This is a genomic window from Clavibacter quasicaliforniensis (assembly GCF_051201715.1).
Classification (GTDB): Bacteria; Actinomycetota; Actinomycetes; order Actinomycetales; family Microbacteriaceae; genus Clavibacter; species Clavibacter seminis.
The window spans coordinates 1,744,867-1,768,928 of sequence record NZ_CP139624.1 but is presented as its reverse complement, the minus strand read 5'-3'; the positions used below and the strand labels follow the sequence as shown (position 1 = coordinate 1,768,928).

Genomic DNA, 24,062 nt, shown 5'->3' with positions numbered 1-24,062 from the left:
CCCCTGCTGTCCCCCGACGGTCCCTCCCGGCGGCACGTCATGGACCCACCGCCGAGCATCGACGGCAACGCCTGTAGTCTCGATCCCAAGAGCCGACGGTGCCTCAGGGGGACGCAACATCGGCTTGGGGGGACGATGATCGAACAGAAGACCACGCACGACACGGCAGCACGGGAGACCGGCGCACGTCGGCGCATCACGGACAGGTCCGCGAAGGGCCTGCGCGCCGACGCCGGGCCGCTCACCGAGGCGGACGGCCTCAGGGCCCACGACTGGCGACGCACCTACGCGCTGGGGCTCGTCGTCACGGATCTCCTCGTCCTCATCTGGGTGGTCTTCGGCGTCCAGATCGCGTGGTTCGGGTTCGAGACCTCCGACGTCGCCTTCAACGGCGACTACGAGGGCGTCGCCGTGAGCTACTCGCTCATCTCGCTCGTGATCATCGCGAGCTGGATGGTGGCCCTCGGCCTGTACGGCACCCGCGGCTACCGCGTGCTGGGCACGGGGCCGCAGGAGTACCGGCTGATCCTCGACGCCACCGTGCGGCTCTTCGGGCTGCTCGCCATCGTGGCCTTCCTCGGTCGCATCGACTTCGCCCGCGGCTACATCATCATCGCTCTGCCGCTCGGGCTCGTGACCCTCGTGCTCAGCCGGTGGATGTGGCGGCAGTGGCTGAACGTGCAGCGCGCCAAGGGCCGCTACTCGTCCCGCGTGCTGCTGATCGGATCCGAGGCGTCGACGGGCTTCCTCGCCCGCGAGCTCGCGCGCCAGCCCTACGCCGGCTACCACGTGGTCGGGGCGTGCATCCCCTCGGGCGTCATCGCGGCGACGCTGCCGGGCACCGGGATCCCCGTGCTCGGCAAGCTCGCCGACCTGCAGGCCGCCATGCGCGCGGTCGACGCGGACACCATCGTCATCGCCAGCAACGACGAGCTGTCGCCGGAGCGGATCCGCGAGCTCAGCTGGTCGTTGGAGCCCGGTCGCCAGCACCTCGTGGTCGCGCCTAGCCTCACCGACATCGGCGGCCCTCGCATCCACACCCGGCCCGTCGCGGGCCTCCCGCTCATCCACGTGGAGACGCCGCGCTACGAGGGCACCAAGCTCTTCGCCAAGCGGGCGTTCGACATCGTCGCGAGCACCCTGATCCTCGTCGTCGCCTCTCCCCTCTTCCTCGCCATCGCCATCACCATCCGGCTGAGCACGCCGGGACCCGTCCTCTTCCGCCAGGAGCGCGTGGGCATCAACGGGCACCCGTTCCAGATGCTGAAGTTCCGCACCATGGTGACTGACGCGGAGGCGCGTCTTCTGGAGCTCGAGAAGCAGTCGCGCGACGCGGGCAACTCCGTGCTCTTCAAGATGAAGGACGACCCGCGGGTCACGCCCATCGGCCGGTTCCTCCGCCGCTACAGCCTCGACGAGCTGATGCAGCTCGTGAACGTCCTCAACGGCAGCATGTCGCTCGTGGGACCACGCCCGCCGCTCGCCCGAGAGGTGGAGGCCTACGAGACGAAGGTGCACCGGCGTTTCCTCGTCAAGCCCGGCATCACGGGGCTCTGGCAGGTGAGCGGCCGCTCGAACCTCTCGTGGGAGGACAGCGTCCGGCTCGACCTCTACTACGTGGAGAACTGGTCGATCGTGGGCGACCTCGTCATCCTCTGGAAGACCGCGAAGGCCGTGCTGGCGCGCGAGGGGGCGTACTGAGCGGGTCCGCGCTCAGGACGCGCGCCGCCGTCGGCGCATGATGACGGCGAACGCGAGCACCGCGATGATCCCGCCCATGCCGAGGTCGAGGACGGTCTCGACGAGGCTGGAGTCGACGAGCTCGCCTACCACGATGCAGACGAGGGCGGTGAGGCCGCCCAGCCCGATCGCCATCGGCAGCAGGCGCGCCAGGAACAGCCGACGGGGCACCGCGCCGAGCATGCACCACGCGGTGATGGTGATGGCGGGCGAGACGATGAACGAGTTGATCACGAGCACACCGGCGAGGCCGCCGGTGAGTGCGCCGACGACCACGCCCGCGAGCACGGTGTAGTTGAGGACGGCGTCCACCGTCAGGGCCCGTGAGTGGTGGCCGGCGACGAGGGCCCACCGTGCCGGGATGGCGACGATCATCGACGCAGCGAGCCCCCATGACAGCGGCATGAGCGCGCCCGCCGTGCGCCACTCGTCGCCCAGGAGCACCTGCACGAGGTGCGGGCCGCTGAGGGAGATCGCGAGCGCGAACGGCACGCCGACGGCGATGACGACGGCCGCGAGGCGCCGGAGCTGGTCGTCGGCGCGACCTGCCAGCCGCGCCACCGCGAGGTCGCGGATGGCCATGGGGTTGAGCGCCTGCTGCGCCTGCTGGAGGGGCCCGATGAGGAACGAGTACGCGCGCGAGTACTGCGCGAGGGCGACCGGGCCGAGAAGGATGCTGACGAGCAGGTTGTCGCCGTTGCGGGCGGCGAATCCGGCGAGCTGGCTCTGGTAGGTGCCGTGCATCGACGTGTAGAGCTGACGCGCGGCCGGGCGGACGGGGACGCGCGAGGGCAGGTCGGCACGTCCGCGCCGGATCCAGGCGGCCTCGAACGCCAGCCAGCGCACCGCCGCGATGACGAGCTGGCTGCTCGCGGCCGCCCACAGGCTGTCCGTGAGGAGGAGGGCGCCGATCGCGACGACGTTGCCGACGAGCACGCTCGAGAGGTCGACCAGCGAGACGTAGCGGAGCTGCCGGGCCGCGATGAGGAAGGCGCGGGGCGTCATGGACGCCATCGTGATGGGCAGCGCGGCGCAGAGGACCACCCACATCGCATCGGCGTCGAGGGATGTGCCGACCACGAGCGCGACGGCGGCGGTGAGCGCCGCGGCGGCCGCGGCCACGACCACGGCCATGCGACGCCAGGTGCGCGCGGACTCGAGGTAGCCGGGGGTGTGCGTGAGCACGGCCTGCGGGACGCAGATGTCGAACAGGACCGCGACGCATGCCGTGACGGTGAGGGCGAGGAAGTAGACGCCGTAGTCGGAGGGGCCCAGGAGCCGGGCGGCGAGCGTCGCGGCGACTAGGCCGACGGCCGCGATGATCGCCTGCGCGGCGAGCGGCCACACCGAGGAGTCGCGGCTCCGGGCGCCCCGGGCCGCGCGGTCGTCGACGCTCATCGCGCGCTCGGCCGGGCGGCGGCGCGGGATCCGGTCACAGCACCCGTCCCGGGACGCCGACGACGGTGGCGCCTGCGGGGACGTCGCGCAGCACCAGGGTCATGGCGCCGATGGTGCTGCCGTCGCCCACGTGGATGGGGCCGAGGATCTGGGCGAACGCTCCCACCTGCACGTCGTCTCCGATGACCGGCACGTCGTCGCCCTTCTTGGCGCCGATGGTGACCCCGTGACGCATCGTGAAGCGTGCGCCGATGCGCGCCTGCGGGTGGACGATGACCGTGCCGAAGTGGTGGATCATGATGCCCGGTCCGATCTCGACCGAGCGCGGGATGTCGATGCCCGTCACGAGCCGCACCACGCTGTAGAGCCCGACGTACAGCACGTGGGCGGGCAGGCGCACGGCCCGCGAGCACGTGCGGGTCCAGCGTCCGTACCGGTAGACGGACACGGCCCAGAAGGACGGCTGCAGGAGCCAGGCCCCGCGGCCGTAGCGCGCGCGGTCGGCGGCCCAGCGGCCGCGCTCGTCGGGGGCGCTCACGAAGTCTGCACCGTGCGTCGGATGCGGCTCGCCGCGTGCAGCGCCCGACTCGCCCAGCGGACCGGCACGGGCGTGCGCAGCGTCTCCGCCTGCACCCGCGCGGCCTCGACGGCGATCTCCTTGGCGCGCACCTGCGACATGCCGCCGGCCGCGAAGACCGCGAGGGGCACGTGCACGACGACCGGGCGGACGCCCGATCGCAGCAGGCGGGCCGTGAGCTCGTAGTCGCCGACGACGCGGAAGCGGAGGTCGTAGCGGGCGCCGCGGATCCGGGAGCCGGGGTACAGGATCGCCTGATGCGAGGTGGGCAGCCCGTGGTGGATGTAGATGGGCGGCCGGGCCTTCCGCAGGATCTCGCCGCGCCCGGTGTCGAGCAGGTAGTCGCCGAGGAGCAGCTCGTCGTCGCCCGCGGCCCGCAGGATGCCGGACAGCAGCTCCCAGGACTCGACATGCGACCGGTCTCCGCCGTTGAGGAACCAGACGAACCTGCCCGTCGAGCGGGAGATGCCCTCGTTCATCGCGTCGTAGATGCCGTCGTCGGGCCCGCTCGAGAGGTCGACGGGGACGCCCGACGAGCTCACGACGGCGTCGAGCCCCTCCCCCGTCCCGCCGTCGACGACGATGACCTCGATCGCGTCGCCCGCGTCATGGACGAGCTGGCGCACCGACCGGAGCGTGCTGCCGAGCCCCGGCAGGTCCCGGAAGGTGACCACGACGACGGACAGGAGCGGAGGGGGTACCGGCATGGGGAGCGACCAGGCTTTCGTTGCAGGCGACGAGCGTCGCGATGAGGAGGGCGGTCATGACGGCGTACTCGGGCAGCATGATCCCGCCGGAGAAGAATAGGGTCCCGAAGAGCCACAGCGGGGCCACGGCTCCCCAGGTGGAGCGGCCGCTGCGCAGCATCGCCCGCAGCGCCATGACGGCGAGGGCCGCGATGAGCACCAGCCCGATCCAGCCGAAGTAGAACACCAGCACGTAGAGGCCGTTGTCGAGCGAGGTGCCGAGCTCCGCGCCGTTGTAGAGGTCGTAGCCCAGCAGGATGTTCGACACCGAGCCGAGCGCATGGCCGATGGGCGTGTGCAGCAGCGTGTCCCCGAGGACCTGCAGCGGCGCCACGAGCCGGTAGTTCGTGCTGGATCCGGAGGTGCTGAAGCTCTCCAGGCGCGACTGGAGGTAGGTGCCGCTGGCGACGCCCACGACCGCGAGGCCGCTGAGGACGACGATGCTCGCGCCGGGTCGGGAGCGGAGCGCGACGACGACGCCGATGATGAGCAGGAGCAGGAGCCCCGTGGCGGAGCGCGACATGAGGACGCCGAGGATGCCGACCGCGATGGTGCCCCGGAAGTGGCGGCCGGTGAGCAGCGAGATGAGCGTGAGGGTCCCGATGACGAACGCGTCGTATGACGGCTCCAGGAAGAAGCCCTGCGCGCGCGGGACGGGGTTGAACTGGAGGTAGGGCTGGTACTCGTACAGGTACTGGAAGCGCCCGAACGGGTTGAAGAGCGCCTCGCTGCCGAGCGTCCCCGCGGCCACCTGGAGGACGGACAGGCCGACGACCAGCAGCAGGGTGACGGAGATCGCGGTGGAGAAGGCCCTCGAGCCGATGAACCCGGGGTCCAGGCCCGCGGATCCGGCCACGATCACGATGACAGCGAGGATGAACAGCGCGAGCGTGCGCAAGAACGACAGCGGGTCGCTGCCCTCCATGCCGGTCATGAGCGCCGCCGACGCCGTGAGCGCCACGACCGCGCAGAGCGCGAGGATGAGGCGGCTCGCGTACCCGCCGCGCGACAGCAGGAGGATGAGCGGCACGCCCACCACCAGCCCGAGCGTCACGGGGTAGCCGGCCGCCTGGACGATCATGAAGTGCTGGCCGATGATGGCGACGCCCATCAGCCACGCCTCGCGCCGGTAGCTGCGGGTCACGCGGACACCAGCTCCTCGTACACGGCGCGGTACTCGTCGGCCATGCGCCGCGGGTCGAAGCGTCGGACGTCGCGCGTCTGGCGATCCGCCCGGCCGCCCGCGCGCTCGTCCGCGAGGAGCGCCGCCGCGAGCTCGGATCCCGTGCCCACCACGGTCACGTCCGGGTGGTCGCCGAACTCGCGGATGGCCGGCGAGTCGACGGCGAAGACCCGCATGCCCGCCGTGAGCGCCTCGGAGACGGTGAGCGGGAAGTAGTCGACCCGGGAGGTGAAGACGAGGCGGTCGTGGCGGCGCATCACCCGCGCCAGCTCGACGCGGTCGCCGGTGGCGGGCAGGCGCTTGGCGCCGGGCGCGTCCTCGGGTGCGTCGTCTCCCATGATGGTGAGCCCTTCGGTCGTGTCCGCGGCGATGGCACGGAGCGCGTCCCAGTCGACCTTCGCCGGATCCCGGAGGTCGCGGCAGATGAACAGCGCCCCCGAGCGCGGTGCGTCCGATGCTACCCGTGCCGCCGTCGCCTCCGACCAGAACGCGCGGTCGACGGAGTTCGTGATCGTGCGCACGTCGTCGAAGCCCGCCGTGGCGGCCTCGGCGGCGAGCCAGTGCGCGCAGGCCACCACGGCGGAGGGCACGGCCCGGCGGAGGGCGGCGATGTCGTCGCGCCTGCGGGTGAAGACGCGCGCCGCGTTGTCGACGCGGGCGGGCGGGTAGGCCGCCAGGTCCGGGCAGCGCGGGCAGCCGTCCTCCCAGAGCCGGCACGTGCCGGGCTGGGCGCAGCGGCCCGTCATGATCCACTGGTCGTGCAGCGTCCACACCACGGGGGTGCCGGCGTCGGCGATCTCGCGGAACAGCCACCTCGGCGGCAGCCAGTAGCTGTGGACGATGTGCAGGTGCACGACGTCGGCGGCCGCGATGGCCGCGCGCAGCTCCTCGCGTCGGCCGGCCGCCGGACGCACGACCTCGGTGCCGACGACGAGGTGCGCCGCCATGTTGAGGGCCGCGCGCGGGCGGGACGTGACGCGGAGCGACGAGCGGGCGTCCGCTCCGCCGGAGTCGCGACCGCCGGGGCCGTAGCCGTAGGCGAACGAGCCGTCCACGCCCAGCTCGGCCAGCTCGTGCATCAGCGTCCGCGCGACGCCGGCCGCGCCGCCCTCGCCGAGCCGCACGCTGAGGTGCAGGACGCGGAGGGCCGGGGCCGCGGAGCTCGGCTGCGGGGCGGGGGCGCCGTTCATCCGGCCACCGGGAGCTGCGCCTTCCAGGCGGTGATCTGGTCGTACGGGAGCCGCACGTCCAGCGGCGCGCGGCGCGCGACCGTCGCGCGGATCGCGTCCCTCTCACCGCGGGCGTGCACGGGGAGGCCGGTGTCGCGGCTGATCTCCAGCGCCCGGTTGTCGACGGCGACGATGACGCCCCACGCCCCCGTCTCGAGCGCGCGGACGCCGCCGTGGAGGCGCGTGCCGATGTAGTCGGAGTCGCCGGCGGCCAGCAGCGCGTCGTACGCGGCGAGCGTCGGCTCCGCGATCGTGAAGTCGCCCTTCAGGGTCCGCGCGTAGGCGGCGTCGCGGATCGACTGCGGCCAGATCACGACGCGCTCGTAGTGCTCGGCGGCGAGGGCGATGAGCCACTCGTCCTCGGCGACGTCGCGGTTGTAGTCGGTGAGCGTCAGGATCGCCTGCGCGGGCCGCGTGCTCTCGACGCCGTTGTGCCGGTCGAGCCCCCACATGGTCGGGCACGCCGTGTTCACGACGTGGAAGCCCATCCGCTCGAGGCGCACCTTTGTGTACTCGTCGCGGACGGAGTGCACGAGGTCCGGGGCGAGGACCTCCTTGAGCATGCGCGTGGTGTAGCGGTTCGGCTCGTCCTGGTACTGCCACCAGCCGACGCCGAGGAGGACGACCTTGTGCTTGAGGCTGCGCGCCACGAGCGGGTCGAGCTTCCACTGGCGGTACCAGGGCATGTTCGAGGAGAGGAGGTTCGTGCCGCCCACGATCGCCAGCTCGGCGTCGGCGGCGGTCCGGCGCTGGCTGCGCGTCAGGCGCGTCTGCGTGGGGAGGCTGCCGGTGATCGGCACGACGCCGTCGAGCGCACGGAGGACGTTCTCGCGGATGATCTGGTCGCCGATGTTGGCCGACGAGATGGAGGGATCGAGCAGGAGTCCGTTCATGATGGAGCCTTCGTTCGGGGCGGCGACGCGCAGGTGCGGTCGCCGGCGGAAAAGGAGGTGGGCGCGATGCGCCGGGCGCGCCGGAGGCGCGGAGACGTGAGCGTCAGCGGCGTCCGGCGAATCGCGAGCCGACCACGGCGCAGTCCGGGCCGGACACGATCGCATCGGCGGGCACGTCGCCCGCCACCACGGTCATCGGCCGGGCGAGCGCCGAGCGGCCCACGTGCGCGCCGCCGAGGACCAGGCAGCGCGACGTGATCCACGCGCCCGGCTCGATGACGATGGGGCGCGTGATCAGGGCCATGTCGCGCCGGTGCGCGTGGCTGCCCGTGGTGAGCATCGTCTCCTGGGAGAGGACGACGTCGTGGCCGACCGTGATGAGGTCCTGGTTGTGGAACCAGACGCCCTCGCCGATCCACGAGCGGTCGCCGATGCGCAGCTTCCACGGGAACTTCACCCGCGTGCGCGGCCGGAAGACCACGCCGTCGCCGATCTCGGCGCCGAACGCCCGGAGCGCGCGGACGCGGAGCGACGAGCTGATCTGCCACGGGTTCGTGACGAGGAGCAGCTCGACCACGGCCCACAGGTAGACGGTGCGCTTCGGGCGGTCCCAGGCCTGGTGCTCGCCGGGGGCGCGCGACAGGTCGATCACGGGCACGTCGGTCGAGGGATCCTGCGCCGCCGTCACGCGCGGACCCCGGCGCCCAGGGTGGCCAGCGACTGCGCGAACCGCACGTACCTGGCGTGGGCGCTGACGGGCGAGTACCGGTTCTGGTACATCCGCTGCGCGGCGGTCGTGAGGACCTGGGCGCCCTCGGTGTCGCAGCGCAGGTCCTGCGCCGCCTGGAGGAGCCGCTCCGGGTCGCCCGGCGGGATGATGGCCGCCGCCCCGTGCTCGCGCACGACGCTCTCCGTGATGCCGCCGTCCTCGACCGCGGCGATGATCGGGCGCCGGCTGCTGGTGTACGACGTGAGCTTCGACGGCATGCTCATCTCGCGCACGCCCGGCTTCTCGTTCAGCAGGAGCGCGTCGGCCGCGGCCAGCGCGTACGGGTAGTCGTCGCCGTCGAGCGGCGGGACGAAGCGCAGCGAGCGGATCCCGGCACCCTGCGCCTCGAGGGCGGCCCGCTGGTTGCCGTCGCCCACGAGCACGAACTCGATGCCGAGGTCGCGATCGTCCGAGAGGCGCGCGGCCTCGACGACCGACTCCAGCCCCTGCTTCATGCCCATGTTGCCGGTGTGGACCACGGTGAACGCGTCGCGGGTCCAGCCGAGCCGGGTGCGGGCGGCCGCGGTGGAGACGTCCACCGGCGTGATGTGCGTGAAGTTCGGGAGCCCGGATATGGACGCGTCGGGCAGGCCCTGCTGGATGAGCAGGTCGCCGAAGCGCGGCGTGATGACGCCGATGCGGTCGGCCCGGCGGAGGAGCGCGTACTCCCCCGACGCGATGAGGCGCGATGCGCGGCCCCCCGTGGTGCCGGACTCGCCCGCGGCGTTGCCCGTGAGGTCCTGCACGAGCACGCCGAACGGACGACGGCCGCGACCCAGCGCTCCGGCGGCGAGGCCGGCGAGCGACGGCGTGACCGCGATGACGACCTCGCTCGTGTCCCTCCGCACCTCGCGGAGCGCTCCGCGAAGGAAGCTCGCCTCGAGCTTGGCCCGGCCCGCGAGGTCCGGCGTCTCCGGGATGGTGTGGCGGACGCGGGTGATGCGGACGCCGTCGCGCATCTCCTCCCATCGCCTGCCCTCGGCGTACCGCTCGTCCTGCAGCTTCCACTGCGGGTAGTGCGGTATCCCGGTGACCACGTGCACCGACGCCCCCGCGTCGGTGAGCGCCTCGGCCATCGCGGTCGTGTACGGCGCGATGCCCGTGGTCTCCGGCCAGTAGTTGATGCCGACCAGGCAGACCGTGAGGCCCCCCAGGTCCGCCGTCTGCGTGCGCGCAGCGTCGGTCGTGCTCAAATCCCCCATGGCCCCATTCTGGTGCCTGGAGGTTTCGATGTCGTTAACGGACCGCGCGGCGTCGTACCCCGATTCCCCCCGGGAGGCGCGGTCACGTTAGATTCGACCGGACGGACGGCCGCGCCGGGCGACTGCCCCGCCGTCGTCGCGTCGCATCGCATGAGAATCTGGGGGGATCCATGGCCAAGAAGGCTTTCATCACCGGCATCACCGGGCAGGACGGCTCGTACCTGGCGGAGCTGCTGCTCGCCAAGGGCTACGAGGTCCACGGCCTCATCCGCCGCTCGTCGACGTTCAACACGTCCCGCATCGACCACCTGTACCAGGACCCGCACGAGGACGGCGCGAAGCTCTTCCTCCACTACGGCGACCTGAGCGACGGCTCGCGCCTCACGACGCTGATGATGCAGATCCAGCCCGACGAGGTCTACAACCTCGCGGCCCAGTCGCACGTGCGGGTCTCGTTCGACGAGCCGGAGCACACCGCCGACACGACGGGCACCGGCACCATCCGGCTGCTCGAGGCCGTGCGCCTCTCGGGCATCGAGACCCGCTTCTACCAGGCCTCCTCGAGCGAGCTGTACGGGGCGACTCCCCCGCCGCAGAGCGAGACCACGCCGTTCTACCCGCGCTCGCCGTACGGGGCCGCGAAGCTCTACAGCTTCTGGATCACGAAGAACTACCGCGAGGCGTACGACATGTTCGCCGTCAACGGGATCCTTTTCAACCACGAGTCGCCCCGCCGCGGAGAGACGTTCGTGACGCGCAAGATCACGCGCGCGGTCGCCGCCATCAAGGCCGGGAAGCAGGACCACGTCTACCTCGGCAACCTCGACAGCATCCGCGACTGGGGCTACGCCGCCGAGTACGTCGAGGGCATGTGGCGGATGCTGCAGGCCGACGAGCCCGACGACTTCGTGCTCGCCACCGGCGGCAACTTCACCGTGCGCGACTTCCTCGAGACGGCGTTCTCGCACGCCGGCCTCGACTGGTCCGAGCACGTGCGGTTCGACCCGCGGTACCTCCGCCCCACCGAGGTCGACGCGCTGGTGGGCGACGCCACGAAGGCCCACGAGAAGCTCGGCTGGAAGGCCACGGTCGACACCACGATGCTCGCCAGGATCATGGTCGACGCGGACATCGCCGCGCTCGAGGCCGAGGGGCGCCCGTGGATCGACTCCGTGAAGCTCGCGAGCTGGGGCACGGCCGAGCCGACCGCGGCCGACGCGTGAGCGCCTCCGCCGCGTCCGCCGCCGACGAGCGGGACGCCGTCGCGTTCACGCCCGCGCCGCTCGACCGCTCGGCCCGCGTCTACGTGGCCGGCCACCGCGGGCTCGTCGGGTCGGCGATCGTCCGCCGGCTCGAGGCCGAGGGCTTCACCGACGTGATCGGCCGCACCTCCGCCGAGCTCGACCTCAAGGACCGCGACGCGGTCTTCGCGTTCTTCGCCGCCGAGAAGCCGGTCCACGTCGTGCTCGCGGCCGCGAAGGTCGGCGGGATCCTCGCGAACAGCACCTACCCGGTCGACTTCCTCAGCGACAACCTCCGGATCCAGGTCAACGTGCTCGACGCCGCGCTCGCGCACGGCGTCGACCGACTCCTGTTCCTCGGCTCCTCGTGCATCTACCCGAAGCTCGCGCCGCAGCCGATCACCGAGGACACCCTCCTCACCGGCCACCTCGAGCCGACCAACGACGCCTACGCGATCGCGAAGATCGCGGGCATCATGCAGATCCAGGCCGTGCGCCGCCAGTACGGGCTGCCGTGGATCTCGGCGATGCCGACGAACCTCTACGGGCCGGGCGACAACTTCTCGCCGCAGGGGTCGCACGTGCTGCCCGCGCTCATCCGCCGCTACGACGAGGCGCGCGCGTCCGGCGCGGCGTCGGTGACGAACTGGGGCACCGGCACGCCGCGCCGCGAGTTCCTGCACGTCGACGACATGGCCGCGGCGTGCCTCCACCTGCTGGAGCACTACGACGGGCCCGAGCAGGTCAATGTGGGCACGGGAAGCGACGTCACGATCCGCGAGATCGCGGAGACCATCGCGCGCGTCGTCGGCTACGAGGGCCGCACGGAGTGGGACACCTCGAAGCCGGACGGCACCCCGCAGAAGCTGCTCGACGTGTCCAAGCTCGCCGACGCCGGGTGGACCTCGTCCATCGGGCTCGACGAGGGCCTGCGCTCCACGGTCGAGTGGTACCGGGAGCACATCACGACGCTGCGGGAGTAGCCGCTCCCGTTCGATCCGACGGCCGTCGCGCACCCGCGCGGCGGCCGTCGTCGTCGTGCGCGCGGGCGAGGACGGATGCGCCCGGCCCGTGCGCGTGGATCAGGCCGGGACGCCCGCCAGCGCCTCGTCGAGCATCTGCCGGAACGCCGGCGTGATGACGGCCGCGTACTGCGGCGTGGTGTGGACGCTGTCGCGCTTCGTGGGCGTGCTGCCGACGAAGGACGGGCAGCGCTCCTCCCAGCAGAACAGCGACGAGGTGTCGACGTAGGCGATGCCCATCGCTGTGGCCGCATCCTCCTGCGCGCGGTCGCCCACCTTCCAGGCGCCCGGGATCGAGGCCTGGCAGTCGGCGGGCGTCGAGACCTTCGTGGCGCAGGTCTCGAGCGGCTGCCCGGTGGGAGGCGACGAGACGAGGACGACCTTGCCGACGCTGTCGCGGACCTGGCCGACCGTGCTCTGGACGCCCGCGGACCACTCGGCCACCGCGTCGTCGCCGGTCGCCTTGGACGCGAGCTTGAGGATCTGCCCGTAGCTGTTGCTGACGAACAGGATCTCCGGCTTCTCCTCCTGGATCGCGGCGATCGCCTGCTCGCGGAAGTCCAGGCATCCGCCCTTGGTGGACGCGTCGGGGAAGTCCCACTCGACGTCCATGACGGCGCAGCCGGCGAAGGTGAGGCCGCGGATGTGGTGCGTCGCCTCGAACATCGCCCGCACCGTGGGCAGCAGCGTGATGCCGGTCGAGTCGCCGAGCACCATGATCGTGGGCTTCCGGCTGTCGCCGAAGGAGCAGGAGCGCGGGTTCGCCACGTCGGTGCGGCCGCAGCCCTGACCGTCCTCGACGGGGACCGCGGACTTCTCCAGGCCGTCGATCGCCGGGTCGAGCGCGGGCCAGCTGGTGGCTCCGAGGGCGTCCCGGATCTGCACCTGCAGCGCGCCGAGGTCGCCGGCCGCGAGCACGGCTGGGTCAGCGGCGTCGGCCTCGCCGGACGCGGCCGGGCCCGGGGCGATGCGCGACGCCTCCTGGATCTCCTGCTGCCGGACGACGGCGAGGCTGATGAACGTGACCGTGAGGAGCGCCGCCGTCCCGAGGGCCGCGACCTTCGTGCCCGTGGACGCGCCGAACCCGGGACGGCGGCGCGCGCGCTTCTTCCTCCTGCGCGCCGCGGCGCCGGGCTCGAGCCAGTGCGAGCGCCGGATGGGGTCCTCGAGGCCGTGGTACGAGAGCACCGAGAGGCCGAGGGTGAGCACGAGCACGATGACCGGGTAGCCGAGCCCCGCGGTGTCGGAGACGGCCGCGAGGATCACGATGACCGGGAAGTGCCACAGGTACAGCGAGTACGAGATGTCGCCGAGGTAGCGCGATACCGGGTTCGTGAGCGGCCAGAGGAAGCGCTGGGCGCCGCCCGTGCCGCCGGCGATGACGAGCGCGGCGCCGACGACGGGGATCGCGGATCCGGGCGCGGGGATCGGCGACTCGCTGCTCAGCGCGAACAGCCCGTAGGCGATGACGGCGAGGCCGGCGTACGCCATGACGGGACGCACGGCGTCCGGGATGCGGCGCAGCAGCGGCGTGCCGACCGCGAGCAGCGCGCCGACGCCGAGCTCCCAGGCGCGGGACAGCGTGGAGAAGTACGCGACCGCGGCGTTGCCCGCGGTGTCCGCCATGGCCCAGGCGAACGAGCCGACCGTGACGACGACGAGGATCGCGGTGAGGATGCCGCGGTAGCGGCCCGGCCCGCGGAACCGGAGCGAGAGCGCGAGGCCGAGCGTGAGGAGGATCGGCCAGACGACGTAGAACTGCTCCTCCACGCCGAGCGACCAGTAGTGCTGCACGGGCGAGACGGCGCTGTCGGCGGCCCAGTAGTCGGTGTCGGTCGCGGCGAAGCGCCAGTTGGCGACGAAGAAGAACGCGGCGACGCTGTCCCACGCGATCGCCGAGGCGCGGCCGGAGAGGAACACCATCCAGCTCGCGAGGACGGTGACGAGCAGCACCGCGGTCGAGGCCGGGAGGATGCGCTTCACGCGCTTGCGGTAGAAGTCGGCGAACGAGATCCGGCCGCGCTTGTCGTGCTGGCGCAGCAGGAGCGACGTGATGATGAAGCCGGAGATCACGAAGAAGACGTCGACGCCGAGGAAGCCGCCGGACGGCCAGGCGAGGAGGTGGTCGAGGATGACCGCGATCACGGCGAGGGCGCGGAGGCCCTGGATGTCGCCGCGGAACGATCTGGTGCTGGATCCCTCCGGCGCGACCGTCGTGGATCGGCTCGTGCGGTTGGGTCGCGTGCGCGTCATCGTGTCCTCGCGGGTGGCGGCGGGCCCGACGGGTGCGCTGGGGCATCGTCGGCGGGTGGCCGATTGCAGTCGTCGGCGGCCCTCGGGAGCCCCGCGACCGGGGTGATTTCGATACCCATGGTAATAGAGCGGACATCGCCGTGGCGGTCCGGGCGGCATCGTGCTAGTGCGGCGGCGCACCCCAGTCCGAGGGTCGCAGGCGAGCGGACGGGCCGCGGGAGGGCCGATCAGATGCGTGCACGGGACCGTCCTCGCGGAGCCGGGCGGTGCTCGCGGAGCCGGGCTGTGCGGGAGTAGGGCGGATGGGACTTGAACCCATGACCGACGGATTATGAGTCCGCTGCTCTGACCAGCTGAGCTACCGCCCCGAACGGCGTGCTTAGACGGCGCCGTGGCCGTCCGTGCGTCCGCGTGCCTCGTCCGTGACCGGCGCGGCCACGGACTCGCCACGATACAGGCTCTCGAACGTCGAGATCGTGCGCTCGATGTCGTGCGTGGCGACCACCGCGAGGCTCTCGCGCTTCATGCGCTGGAGCTCCTCCTCGGGGAGCTCGAGCACCCGCCGCAGCTTCGCCGCGAGGTCGTCGACGTCGCCGGGACGGAAGAGGTAGCCGTTCTCACCGTCGTGCACGAGGTGCGGGAGGGCCATCGCGTCGGCGGCCACGACGGGCAGGGCGGAGGCCATCGCCTCCATCGTGACGATGGACTGCAGCTCGGCGATGCTCGGCATCGCGAGCACGGTGGCACGCGTGTACGCACGGCGCAGCTCCTCGTCGGAGACGTAGCCGGTGAAGGTGGTGCGGTCGGCGATGCCGAGGTCGGCGGCGAGCTTCTCGAGGTTCGCCTTCTGGTCGCCGCCGCCCACGATCTCGAGCTCGGCGTCGAGCGCCTGGGGCAGGATCGCGAACGCGCGCAGCAGCACGTCGATCTGCTTCTCCCCCGTCACCCGGCCGACGAAGACGATGCGGTTGCGGGTGCGCGGCGCGAAGTCGGGCGTGTAGTTCGCCGCGTCGATGCCGCAGGAGATGGCGATGACGCCGGAGAGTCCCGTGTAGCGCTCGAGGAACTGGGCGGCGCGGCGCGTCGGCGTCGTGACGGCCTCGGCGCGTCCGAAGGTGCGGCGCGCGGCCTTCCACGCCATGGAGATGGCCTTGTCCTGCCACGCGACCGGCAGCAACGTGTGCTGGAGCATGTTCTCCGGCATGAAGTGGTTGGTGCCGATGATGCGGATGCCGCGCTTCTCGGCCTCGATGCTGAGGCCGCGGCCCGTGACGATGTGCGACTGGAAGTGCACGACGTCGGGCTGCACGGCGTCGAGGATCCGCGCGCTGTTCTGGTTGATGTTCCACGGCAGGGCGAACCGCAGCCAGTCGTGCGGGTACCAGCGCCAGCTGCGCAGGCGGTGCGCCGTCATCTCCTGGCCGTCGTGCACCTCGGTCCACGTGCCGTGCTTGCGGCTGGCCGCCGGGGCGACGATGTGCACCTCGTGGCCGCGTCGGACGAGGCCTCCCGCGAGCCGCTCGGCGAAGCGCGCGGCCCCGTTCACGTCCGGCGGGAACGTGTCCGCGCCGATGAGGATGCGCAGCGGTCGACCGGGGGTCGCCGGCTCGCGCGGGGTCTGCCCTGAGGTGTTCGGCAAGAAGTGTCTCTCCAGTGGTGTCGGCGTCCGGCGCGCGTCACGTGGATCGGGGTGGCGCTGGCCGGGTGTCGCAGAGCAACGTATCGCACGGGCCCCGGGACGGCCCGACGGCGCACCGGGGTCGGGGCAGCCGCCTCCGGGCGCCCGGGGCTCCCCTCGGCGCCCGGGCAAGCAGGCGGGTCAGGACGCGTGCGGGTGGTGCTTCGCGAGCTGGAACACGCCGATGACCGCCACCGCGCCCGCGACGAGGAAGGCCACGCCGGCGTAGAGCGGCGCGTCCGCTGCCTCGCCGAGGACGGTCACGCCGATGCAGACGGCCACGAGCGGGTCGACCACCGTGAGCCCCGCGATGACGAGGTCGGGCGGTCCCGACGAGTACGCGGTCTGCACGAAGTACGCGCCGAGCAGGGTCGCCGCGACGAGGGCCACGATGCAGACGCCGGTGAGCACGTCGAAGTCGCCCGTCGTGAGGCGGTTGATGACGACCTTGGCGAGCGTCGCGACGAAGCCGTAGAGCACGCCCGCGCTGATGATGTAGAAGATCGCGCGCACGTGCCTGCGGAAGTAGAGGAAGAGGCCGCCGAGGAGCGCGAGCACGACCGCGAGGATCACCAGGATCGTGATGAGCTCGGGCGTGCGGATGGGCGTCTCCTTCGCGAAGACGGCCGCGAAGACCACGAACAGGCCCACGCCGCCGATGCAGAGACCGACCGCCCGCTTGGCCTTGAGGTCGAGCCGCTTCCCCGTGGCCCGGGAGTTGAGGACGGCCGTGACCACGAGCGCCACCGCCCCGAGCGGCTGCACCACGATGAGCGGCGCGAGGCGCAGGCTCGCGAGCTGGAACACGATGGCGAGGCCGAGCATCACGGTGCCGGCGACCCACGAGGGGCGGCCGAGCAGCGCGCCGAGCTGGCGCAGGCTGAGACCCGCGGTGCTCTTCTTCCCGCGCGCCTCCATCTTCGCGACGCCTTGCGACTGCAGCTGCGCGCCCAGGGACAGGAACACGGCGCCGACGAGCGCGATCGGGATGCCGAGCGCCTGGTACGGGGTCAACGAGGCGGCCTGGAGAACGGGGCTGGCGTCGAAGGGCACGCCCCGACCCTACCCGGCGGCCCGCCTATCATCGGCAGCATGGCCGTCCTCCCCATCCGGATCACCGGAGACCCCGTCCTGCACGCCCCGGCCCGCGAGGTGGAGGCGTTCGACGACGACCTGCGCACCCTCGTGGCCGACATGTTCGACACCATGGACGAGGCGCCGGGCGTCGGCCTCGCGGCGCCCCAGGTGGGCGTGCCGCTGCGCGTGTTCGTCTACTCCTACGAGACCGACGAGGGCGAGCCGCTGCGGGGCGTCGCCGTGAACCCCGACCTCTTCATCACGCCCGTCGCCGTGCGCGAGGCCGACGAGGACACCGAGGAGGAGGGCTGCCTGTCGTTCCCGGGCGAGCGCTTCCCGCTGGTGCGCGCCGACCGGGCGATCCTCCGCGCGGTCGACCTCGACGGCCGCCCGTTCGAGATCCAGGCGGCCGGGTGGTTCGCGCGGATCCTGCAGCACGAGTTCGACCACCTCGACGGCCTGCTGTACACCGACCGGCTCGAGCACGAGCACGTGAAGCCGGTGGCGAAGATCATCCGGAAGAGCGGCTGGGGCGTGCCCGGGCAGTCGTGGCTGCCGGGGCGCGACCACCTCGAGGACTGAGGGACGCGCCCGGGTCGCCGCCGGTGATCGGAGGCGCCTGAATTCTTTGCTACGCTTTCCAGGTTGCTCCACGTGATCCTCGATAGCTCAATTGGCAGAGCAGCCGGCTGTTAACCGGCAGGTTGTTGGTTCGAGTCCAACTCGGGGAGCGAAGGCCTCGCGGCTCCACCCGCGGGGCCTTTTATTTTGCGCGCGCCTCCCTCCCCCTCCGCGCCCGGTAGCGTCGCGTCATGGGGATGTTCGAGATCGTGGTCGCGCGTCCGAACGACGCGGACCGGCTCTGGCCGCTGCTCGACGAGGATCTCCGCTCCCGCGACGACGCCGTGGCCGACGACCCGGTGGCCGCCGCGATCCTCCTCCGCCCGGACGACGGGCCCGCCGACACGCTGCCCGTGCTCGAGGCCAGGCGCGAGCGCATCGTGCGTCTCGTGTCGGATCCCGCGGCCCCCGTGCTCATCGCCTACTCGGGGATCCGCGCGGTCGGCTTCGCCCTGATGGACCGCAACGGGGTCGGCGGCCGCGCGTTCACCTCCGGGGGCTGGCGCGGGCTCGGGGTCGAGGAGGAGATCCGGGCGGCCGCTCCCCTGCTGCTGCGCTGAACGCCGCAGGCGCCGCGGGTCAGGCCAGGGGCAGCAGGTAGGTCGGGCTCGGCACGGCGATCATTGCGGGCGCCGCGGTGGGCAGCGCCGTCGCCGGATCGAGCCGGAAGGAGGCGACCGTGCCGGATCCCTGGTTCGCGACGTGCAGACGGTCGTCGACGATCACGTGGTGCCGCGGCATCTCGCCGCCGCAGTCGAACGCGGCCACGGGGGCGAGCGTGCCGTCGGCGGCGATGCCGACCACGGCGATCCGGTCGGAGCCGCGGAGGCCGACGTAGGCGAGCCGCTCGTCCGCGGACACCTGCACCTCGGCGGCGGAGTCGCGCGCATCGGGCACGGCCGCGCACGCCGCGGACGCCGCCACGCGCCAGGACGCGCCCTGGCCCTCGAGCGCGTGCAGGGTGCCGTCGAGCTCGCCGACGAGGAGCACGCGGCCCGACGACAGGAGGGCCATGTGCCGGGGCCCCGTGCCCGCGGGGAGGGCGACAGCGCCGATCCGGTCCAGGCGTCCGTCGCGGATGGCGTGGACGTGCACCTCGTCGGTGCCGAGGTCGGCGCTGAGGACGGTGCCCCCGCCCACGTGGAGGGTGGCGTGCGCGTGCGCGCCGTCCTGCTGCGGGCGCGGGCCGGATCCCTCGGCCGTCAGGAGCTGCGTCGCCTCGCCGATGGAGCCGTCGGCCGCGAGCGGGTGGACGGCGACGGTGCCGTCCCCGTAGTGCGAGGTGAGGAGCAGGTCGGCGACGACGTGCAGGTGGCAGGGGCCGGATCCGCCGCTCGGCTGGCCGCCCGCCCACTGCAGCGAGCCGCCCGGTCCGCGGCGGAACGCCTCCACGCGGTCGGTCGCCTCGCCCACCGCGTAGACCATGTCGCCGCGCGCGAGGAGGAAGGAGGGCGACGGCGTCTCCACCGCGGTTCCGACGACCGCGAGGTCGCCCGTGATGGGGTCGACCGTGAGGCCCGTGATGCCGATGCCCGATCCGCCGGCGTCGGCGGTGTAGCCGCCCGCCCACATCGAGACCTCGGGCACGGCGGCTTCCTCGGGCGTCATCACGACGACGAGCCTACGGGGCGCGCCCGACGCGGCGCGGGCGGGCGGGCGACGGGCGCGACGGCGTCAGTAGCCCGAGGACGGCTCGACGATGCCGACGAAGTCGCCCGTCCGGAGGAACGCCTCCGTGTTGAGCCGGATCCGCTCGGCCAGCAGCGGCCGCACCATGTCCGGGGTGTCGGCGGTGTGCGGCGTGACGATGCAGCGCGGCTCGGAGAACAGGGGGTGGCCGTCCGGCAGCGGCTCGGGCGACGTGACGTCGAGGCCCGCGCCGTGGATCGCGCCCGAGCGGAGCGCGTCGAGCAGCGCGTCGGGGTCCACGAGCGCGCCGCGGGCGATGTTGACGAGGACGGCCGTGTCCTTCATCGCCGCGAGCTGCGCGGAGCCGATGAGCCCGGCGGTGTCGTCGGTGCTGGCCGCGGCCAGCATAACGACGTCGGCGCCCGGCAGCACCTCGTCGAGCCGGTCGGCCGTGACGGTGCGATCCGCGCCCTCCACGGGGTCGCCGCTGCGGCGCACGACCGTGACGGTGCAGTCGAACGGGGCGAGCAGCCGGATGTACTCCAGCGCGATGCCGCCGGCACCGACGACCACGACCTCCGCACGGTAGAGCGAGAGGCCGGCGGAGGATCCCCAGGAGGTCGCCCGCGCGCGCTCCGGCAGCTGCCGCAGGGACGCGAGGGTCAGCGCGAGCGCGTGCTCGGCGACCGGCTCGGAGTAGGCGCCCTTCGCGCTCGTCCAGACGAGGTCGGGCCGGTCGCACTCCCGGAGGGTGTCGGCGAAGGCGTCGACGCCCGCGAACGGCAGCTGCACCCACTGGACCTGCGGGTTGGCGGCGAGCGTGTCGGTGAGCTCGGCGGCGCGGCGGATGGAGAGCCAGACGATGCCGCGCGTGTCCTCCGACAGCTCGGCCACCTCGCCGCCGCCGGCGCGGACGGCCTCGAGGTACGCGTCCTCCGTGCGCGGCAGCATGGCGATCGGGCCAGGCGTCGGCCGCGCGTCGCCCGTCAGGCGGTGCGGCGTGGCGCCGTCGACCGCGCGGTGATTGCGGCGAGCGGCGGAAGCGGATGCGGTGGTGTCGGTCATGCGAGGGGCCTCCGGGGGTGCGGGACGCGGGCGGGCGGTTCGGGGGAACGCAGGACGGCCTCAGGATCGGGGTCGCCTTCGTCGGGCGCGGGCTCGGCGGCCGTGCGCGACTCCGCGAGCCCCTGCACGTACGGGTGCGTGGGATCCGCGAGCACGTCGTCGATGGCGCCGTAGCCGACCAGCGTCCCGCGGTTCAGGACCGCGAGGCGGTCGGTGAGGCGCTCGACGACGGCGAGGTCGTGGCTGACCACGAGGGCCGAGAAGCCGCCGCGGGACTGGAGGTCGCGCAGCAGGTCGAGCACGGCGACGCGGCTCATCACGTCGACGCCCGACGTGGGCTCGTCGGCGATGAGGAGGCGCGGGCCGAGCACGAGCGCGCGCGCGAGGGCGACGCGCTGGCGCTGGCCGCTGGAGAGCTCGTGCGGGTAGCGGTCCTGCGTGCCCGGCGGCAGGTCGAGCGCCGTGAGCAGGGTGACGACGCGGCGCGCGGCGACCTGGCTGTCGAAGCGGCGGTCGCGGGAGAAGATAGGCTCCGCGATCGCCTCGCTCGCCGTGAGCTGCGGGTGCAGCGTGGTGCCGGCGTCCTGCGGCACGTAGCCGATGCCGTACGTGGTGCGCGTGCGCGCACGGCGGCCCATGCGGCGGAGGCCCTGGCCGAGCACGGAGGCGTCGCCGCCCGTGATCCGCGGCACGGCCGCCCCCTCGTCGCCCGACGGGACGAGGCCCGCCAGGACGCGCGCGAGCGACGACTTCCCAGATCCGCTCGCGCCGACCACGCCGAGCACCTCGCCCGGCATGATCCGGAGGGTGATCCCGTCGACGGCCGGCGGCGTCTCCGCTCCGCGGCGGGCGGGGTACGCCAGCCGCAGGTCGCTGACGTCGAGCACGGGCTCGGCGGGTCCGCCGTCCGCGTCGGCGTCTCGGGGGGTGTGCGTCATGCGCTGCTCCGTCCTCGGCGTGGTCGTGCGGCAGGCCGGCGTGACCGGCCGCACGACGGATGCGGGTTCCGACCCATCATGCCCGGGGTCGGCCGGGCGCCGCTCCGAGCCGCCTATCCGGCGGTCCGCTCCGCGGCCCGGAGCGCGTGCAGCCGCACGCGGCGCTCGGCCTGCTCGGCCGGGTCGGGCACGGGCAGCGACGCCAGCAGGCGCTGCGTGTACGGGTGCTGCGGGCTGCCCAGCACATCGGCGCCCGTCCCCTCCTCCACCAGCTCGCCGCGGTACAGCACGGCGATCCGGTCGGCGAGCAGGTCGACGACGGCCAGGTCGTGGCTGATGAACAGCGCCGCGAACCCGAGCTCACGCTGCAGCTCGGCGAAGAGCTCCAGCACGCGCGCCTGCACCGAGACGTCGAGCGCGCTCGTCGGCTCGTCGGCGACGAGCAGCGACGGCTCCAGCGCGAGGCCGCGGGCGAGGCTCGCGCGCTGGCGCTGCCCGCCCGAGAGCTCGTGCGGGTACCTGTCGCCGAAGGCCTTGGGCAGCTGCACGGCCTCGAGCAGCTCGTCGACCCGGCCGCGGGCGGCCTGCGGCGACTTCGCGCGACCGTGGACGATGAGCGGCTCGGCCACGCACTCGGCGATGGTGAGGCGCGGGTTGAAGCTCGTCGCCGGATCCTGGAACACGAACCCGATGTCGGCGCGCTTCTTGCGGAAGTCGCGCTCGCGCACGCCGAGCATCTCGGTGCCGAGGACCTTGAGCGATCCGCCGGTCACGTTGGTGAGCCCCGCGATGGCGCGCCCGATGGTGGTCTTGCCCGAGCCCGACTCCCCCACGAGCCCGAGGACCTCCCCGGCCTCGATGCGCAGGTCGACGCCCTTCACGGCGCGGAACGCGGGCGACCCGAGGCGACCCGGGTACTCGATCTCCAGCCCCTCCGCGACGACGACGGGCGCCGCCTCCGTGGTGGACGCCGCGCGTGCCCGCGTGCGCACCGCGGCGCGCTCCACGGTCGCGGCGACGCCCTCGCCGAGCTTCGGCACGGACGCGAGGAGGTTCCGCGTGTACTCCTCCTTCGGCGACGCGAAGAGCGTGGCCACGTCGGCCTGCTCGACGAGCCGCGAGCGGTACATGACCGCCACGCGGTCGGCGAGGTCGGCCACGACGCCCATATTGTGCGTGATGAGGATGACGGCGGCGCCGAACTCGTCGCGGCAGCGGCGCAGCAGGTCGAGGATCTCGGCCTGCACGGTCACGTCGAGGGCCGTCGTCGGCTCGTCGGCGACGATGAGCCCGGGATCCAGCACGAGGGCCATCGCGATGACGACGCGCTGCTTCTGCCCGCCCGAGAACTGGTGCGGGTAGTGGTCGACCCGGGTCTCGGGGTCGGGGATGCCCACGCGGCGGAGGATGTCGATCGCCTTCGCGCGGCCCTCCTTCTTCGAGACGCGGCCGTGGGCGCGGAGGCCCTCGACGATCTGCCAGCCCACCGTGTGCACGGGGTTCAGCGCCGTGGACGGCTCCTGGAAGACCATCGCGACGTCGCGGCCGCGCGCCCGGCGCAGCTCGTCGGCGGAGATGGAGAGCACGTCGACCGCGCCCGCGCCCTTCCGGTCGCTGAGGAGCACGGCGCCGTCGGTGACGGCCGTGTCGGGCAGGAGGCCGAGGATCGTGCGGGCGGTGACGGACTTTCCCGACCCCGACTCCCCCACGATGGCGAGGATCTCGCCGGGCGACACCGTGAGGGACACCCCGTCGACCGCGCGGACGTCGCCGCCGTCGGTCGCGAAGGTCACCCCGAGGTCGCGGATCGAGACGACGTCGCTCATGCGGACACCTTCTTCTTCTCGGCGCGCTTGCGGGCGCGCAGCTTGGGGTCGGAGATGTCGTTCACGCTCTCACCCACGAGCGTGAGCCCGAGGACGAGCATGACGATGGCGACGCCGGGGAAGACGCCCGTCCACCAGACGCCGCTCGCGGTGTCCGCGAGCGCGCGGTTGAGGTCGTAGCCCCACTCGGCTGCCGACGTCGGCGAGATGCCGAAGCCGAGGAAGCCAAGGCCCGCGAGCGTGAGGATGGCCTCGGACGCGTTGAGCGTGAGGATCAGCGGCAGCGTGCGGGTGGAGTTCCGCAGCACGTGCACGAACATGATCCGCGGCGTCGACGTGCCGATGACCTTGGCGCTCTCGACGAACGCCTCCGCCTTCAGCCGCACGACCTCGGCTCGGATCACCCGGAAGTACTGCGGGATGTAGACGACCGTGATGCTCACGGCCGCCGCCAGGATGCCGCCCCAGAGGCTCGACTGCCCGCCGGTCAGCACGATGCTCACGACGATGGCCAGCAGGAGCGTCGGGAACGGGTAGATGGCGTCGGCGATGACCACGAGGATCCGGTCGAGCCACCCGCCGAGGTAGCCGGAGACGACGCCGAGCAGCACGCCGGCGAACAGCGACAGGACCACGGCGATCACGACGACGGACAGCGCGGTCTGCGTGCCCCAGACGACGCGGGAGAACACGTCGTAGCCGCCGACGGTGGTGCCCCAGATGTGCGCCGCGTCCGGTGCGGCCTGGCGCGTGAAGGAGCCCGCGTCGTCCCGGTCCTGGTCGAAGCCGAAGGGCGCGATGAGCGGCGCGAACGCCGCGAGCAGGATGAAGATCCCGGTGATGACCATGCCGGCGACGAGCATGCCGCGCTGGAGGCCGACGCTCTGCCGCACGTGCGAGACGAGCGGGAGGCGCTGGAGCAGGGAGCGGCGCGCCGGGGCGGGCGCGGGCGCTGCGGTGGTGGTGTCGGTCATG

21 protein-coding genes and 2 tRNA genes are annotated in these 24,062 nt (G+C 72.7%); 6 read left to right on the top strand and 17 right to left on the bottom strand.

Annotated features, from left to right (window positions below; all coding sequences use genetic code 11):
* The first annotated feature begins 135 nt into the window (after positions 1-135).
* Positions 136-1,701 (top strand): sugar transferase, encoded by a 1,566-nt coding sequence (locus NL142_RS08480; protein ID WP_435078790.1) that lies wholly within the window; start codon positions 136-138, stop codon positions 1,699-1,701.
* 12 nt (positions 1,702-1,713) lie between these two features.
* Here NL142_RS08480 and NL142_RS08475 read toward each other — a convergent pair whose 3' ends face one another.
* The 8 genes from NL142_RS08475 to NL142_RS08440 all read right to left on the bottom strand — a co-directional run bounded on the left by NL142_RS08475 (position 1,714) and on the right by NL142_RS08440 (position 9,737).
* Positions 1,714-3,138 carry an oligosaccharide flippase family protein gene (locus tag NL142_RS08475; protein ID WP_435078788.1) on the bottom strand — a complete coding sequence of 475 codons (1,425 nt, stop codon included), beginning with the start codon at positions 3,136-3,138 and terminating at the stop codon, positions 1,714-1,716.
* A 34-nt stretch (positions 3,139-3,172) separates the two neighbouring features.
* A complete protein-coding gene (locus NL142_RS08470) occupies positions 3,173-3,676 on the bottom strand; it encodes a serine O-acetyltransferase (RefSeq protein ID WP_104294094.1) in 504 nt (167 codons plus the stop codon).
* A complete protein-coding gene (locus NL142_RS08465; RefSeq protein WP_435078786.1) occupies positions 3,673-4,341 on the bottom strand; it encodes a glycosyltransferase family protein in 669 nt (222 codons plus the stop codon). Before NL142_RS08465 ends, NL142_RS08470 begins: the two co-directional genes overlap by 4 nt.
* Positions 4,322-5,605, bottom strand: a complete 1,284-nt coding sequence (locus tag NL142_RS08460) for a putative colanic acid polymerase WcaD (protein ID WP_435078784.1) — start codon at positions 5,603-5,605, stop codon at positions 4,322-4,324. The genes NL142_RS08465 and NL142_RS08460 overlap by 20 nt, the downstream gene beginning before the upstream one ends.
* Positions 5,602-6,834 (bottom strand): glycosyltransferase family protein, encoded by a 1,233-nt coding sequence (locus NL142_RS08455; RefSeq protein WP_435078782.1) that lies wholly within the window; start codon positions 6,832-6,834, stop codon positions 5,602-5,604. Before NL142_RS08455 ends, NL142_RS08460 begins: the two co-directional genes overlap by 4 nt.
* The gene (locus tag NL142_RS08450) at positions 6,831-7,766 is read right to left on the bottom strand and encodes a polysaccharide pyruvyl transferase family protein (protein WP_435078780.1); all 936 of its coding nucleotides are present in this window, start codon (positions 7,764-7,766) and stop codon (positions 6,831-6,833) included. The genes NL142_RS08455 and NL142_RS08450 overlap by 4 nt, the downstream gene beginning before the upstream one ends.
* Positions 7,767-7,869: 103 nt before the next feature.
* Positions 7,870-8,454, bottom strand: coding sequence for an LbetaH domain-containing protein (locus NL142_RS08445; RefSeq protein WP_435078778.1), 585 nt, complete (start codon positions 8,452-8,454; stop codon positions 7,870-7,872).
* A complete protein-coding gene (locus NL142_RS08440) occupies positions 8,451-9,737 on the bottom strand; it encodes a glycosyltransferase family 4 protein (protein WP_435078776.1) in 1,287 nt (428 codons plus the stop codon). The genes NL142_RS08445 and NL142_RS08440 overlap by 4 nt, the downstream gene beginning before the upstream one ends.
* Before the next feature lie 170 nt (positions 9,738-9,907).
* Here NL142_RS08440 and gmd point away from each other — a divergent pair, with 170 nt between their 5' ends.
* Positions 9,908-10,960, top strand: coding sequence for a GDP-mannose 4,6-dehydratase (gmd, locus tag NL142_RS08435; protein WP_104294090.1), 1,053 nt, complete (start codon positions 9,908-9,910; stop codon positions 10,958-10,960).
* Positions 10,957-11,961, top strand: coding sequence for a GDP-L-fucose synthase family protein (locus tag NL142_RS08430; RefSeq protein ID WP_435078773.1), 1,005 nt, complete (start codon positions 10,957-10,959; stop codon positions 11,959-11,961). The genes gmd and NL142_RS08430 overlap by 4 nt, the downstream gene beginning before the upstream one ends.
* Positions 11,962-12,060: 99 nt before the next feature.
* On the opposite strand, the gene NL142_RS08425 is transcribed toward NL142_RS08430, so the two are convergent.
* From NL142_RS08425 to NL142_RS08410, 4 genes are all read right to left on the bottom strand, one after another.
* Positions 12,061-14,253, bottom strand: coding sequence for an acyltransferase family protein (locus NL142_RS08425; protein ID WP_435078771.1), 2,193 nt, complete (start codon positions 14,251-14,253; stop codon positions 12,061-12,063).
* Positions 14,254-14,547: 294 nt separating this feature from the next.
* Positions 14,548-14,621: transfer RNA gene (locus NL142_RS08420), tRNA-Ile, on the bottom strand.
* An 11-nt stretch (positions 14,622-14,632) separates the two neighbouring features.
* A complete protein-coding gene (locus tag NL142_RS08415) occupies positions 14,633-15,892 on the bottom strand; it encodes a glycosyltransferase (RefSeq protein WP_435078769.1) in 1,260 nt (419 codons plus the stop codon).
* Between the two features lie 180 nt (positions 15,893-16,072).
* Entirely contained in the window at positions 16,073-16,984 is a 912-nt protein-coding gene (locus tag NL142_RS08410) for a DMT family transporter (protein WP_194682582.1), read from the bottom strand.
* Positions 16,985-17,023: 39 nt separating this feature from the next.
* Here NL142_RS08410 and def point away from each other — a divergent pair, with 39 nt between their 5' ends.
* From def to NL142_RS08395, 3 genes are all read left to right on the top strand, one after another.
* Positions 17,024-17,590: a peptide deformylase gene (gene def, locus NL142_RS08405; protein ID WP_194682583.1), complete on the top strand. Its 567-nt coding sequence runs from the start codon at positions 17,024-17,026 to the stop codon at positions 17,588-17,590.
* Between the two features lie 76 nt (positions 17,591-17,666).
* A tRNA-Asn gene (locus NL142_RS08400) sits at positions 17,667-17,739 on the top strand.
* Between the two features lie 81 nt (positions 17,740-17,820).
* Entirely contained in the window at positions 17,821-18,189 is a 369-nt protein-coding gene (locus tag NL142_RS08395; RefSeq protein WP_435078766.1) for a hypothetical protein, read from the top strand.
* A 19-nt stretch (positions 18,190-18,208) separates the two neighbouring features.
* Here the strand turns inward: NL142_RS08395 and NL142_RS08390 are convergent, their stop codons facing one another.
* The 5 genes from NL142_RS08390 to NL142_RS08370 form a co-directional block, all read right to left on the bottom strand.
* Positions 18,209-19,237 carry a lactonase family protein gene (locus NL142_RS08390; RefSeq protein WP_435078764.1) on the bottom strand — a complete coding sequence of 343 codons (1,029 nt, stop codon included), beginning with the start codon at positions 19,235-19,237 and terminating at the stop codon, positions 18,209-18,211.
* Positions 19,238-19,303: 66 nt separating this feature from the next.
* A complete protein-coding gene (locus NL142_RS08385; RefSeq protein WP_435081588.1) occupies positions 19,304-20,209 on the bottom strand; it encodes a D-isomer specific 2-hydroxyacid dehydrogenase family protein in 906 nt (301 codons plus the stop codon).
* A gap of 110 nt (positions 20,210-20,319) precedes the next feature.
* Complete coding sequence (locus tag NL142_RS08380; RefSeq protein ID WP_435078762.1) at positions 20,320-21,261, bottom strand: ABC transporter ATP-binding protein; 942 nt, start codon at positions 21,259-21,261, stop codon at positions 20,320-20,322.
* 113 nt (positions 21,262-21,374) lie between these two features.
* The gene (locus NL142_RS08375) at positions 21,375-23,087 is read right to left on the bottom strand and encodes a dipeptide ABC transporter ATP-binding protein (RefSeq protein ID WP_435078760.1); all 1,713 of its coding nucleotides are present in this window, start codon (positions 23,085-23,087) and stop codon (positions 21,375-21,377) included.
* Entirely contained in the window at positions 23,084-24,061 is a 978-nt protein-coding gene (locus NL142_RS08370; RefSeq protein WP_435078758.1) for an ABC transporter permease, read from the bottom strand. The genes NL142_RS08375 and NL142_RS08370 overlap by 4 nt, the downstream gene beginning before the upstream one ends.
* Between the last annotated feature and the right edge of the window lies 1 nt (position 24,062).

What these genes read in the sequence shown, in the direction of transcription:
- NL142_RS08480 (WP_435078790.1), top strand. Translation starts at nt 136, where the DNA reads ATGATCGAACAGAAGACCACGCACGACACGGCAGCACGGGAGACCGGC.
- NL142_RS08475 (WP_435078788.1), bottom strand. Translation starts at nt 3,138, where the DNA reads ATGAGCGTCGACGACCGCGCGGCCCGGGGCGCCCGGAGCCGCGACTCC.
- NL142_RS08455 (WP_435078782.1), bottom strand. Translation starts at nt 6,834, where the DNA reads ATGAACGGCGCCCCCGCCCCGCAGCCGAGCTCCGCGGCCCCGGCCCTC.
- NL142_RS08450 (WP_435078780.1), bottom strand. Translation starts at nt 7,766, where the DNA reads ATGAACGGACTCCTGCTCGATCCCTCCATCTCGTCGGCCAACATCGGC.
- NL142_RS08440 (WP_435078776.1), bottom strand. Translation starts at nt 9,737, where the DNA reads ATGGGGGATTTGAGCACGACCGACGCTGCGCGCACGCAGACGGCGGAC.
- gmd (WP_104294090.1), top strand. Translation starts at nt 9,908, where the DNA reads ATGGCCAAGAAGGCTTTCATCACCGGCATCACCGGGCAGGACGGCTCG.
- NL142_RS08425 (WP_435078771.1), bottom strand. Translation starts at nt 14,253, where the DNA reads ATGACGCGCACGCGACCCAACCGCACGAGCCGATCCACGACGGTCGCG.
- def (WP_194682583.1), top strand. Translation starts at nt 17,024, where the DNA reads ATGGCCGTCCTCCCCATCCGGATCACCGGAGACCCCGTCCTGCACGCC.
- NL142_RS08395 (WP_435078766.1), top strand. Translation starts at nt 17,821, where the DNA reads ATGGGGATGTTCGAGATCGTGGTCGCGCGTCCGAACGACGCGGACCGG.
- NL142_RS08390 (WP_435078764.1), bottom strand. Translation starts at nt 19,237, where the DNA reads ATGACGCCCGAGGAAGCCGCCGTGCCCGAGGTCTCGATGTGGGCGGGC.
- NL142_RS08385 (WP_435081588.1), bottom strand. Translation starts at nt 20,209, where the DNA reads ATGCTGCCGCGCACGGAGGACGCGTACCTCGAGGCCGTCCGCGCCGGC.
- NL142_RS08380 (WP_435078762.1), bottom strand. Translation starts at nt 21,261, where the DNA reads ATGACGCACACCCCCCGAGACGCCGACGCGGACGGCGGACCCGCCGAG.
- NL142_RS08375 (WP_435078760.1), bottom strand. Translation starts at nt 23,087, where the DNA reads ATGAGCGACGTCGTCTCGATCCGCGACCTCGGGGTGACCTTCGCGACC.
- NL142_RS08370 (WP_435078758.1), bottom strand. Translation starts at nt 24,061, where the DNA reads ATGACCGACACCACCACCGCAGCGCCCGCGCCCGCCCCGGCGCGCCGC.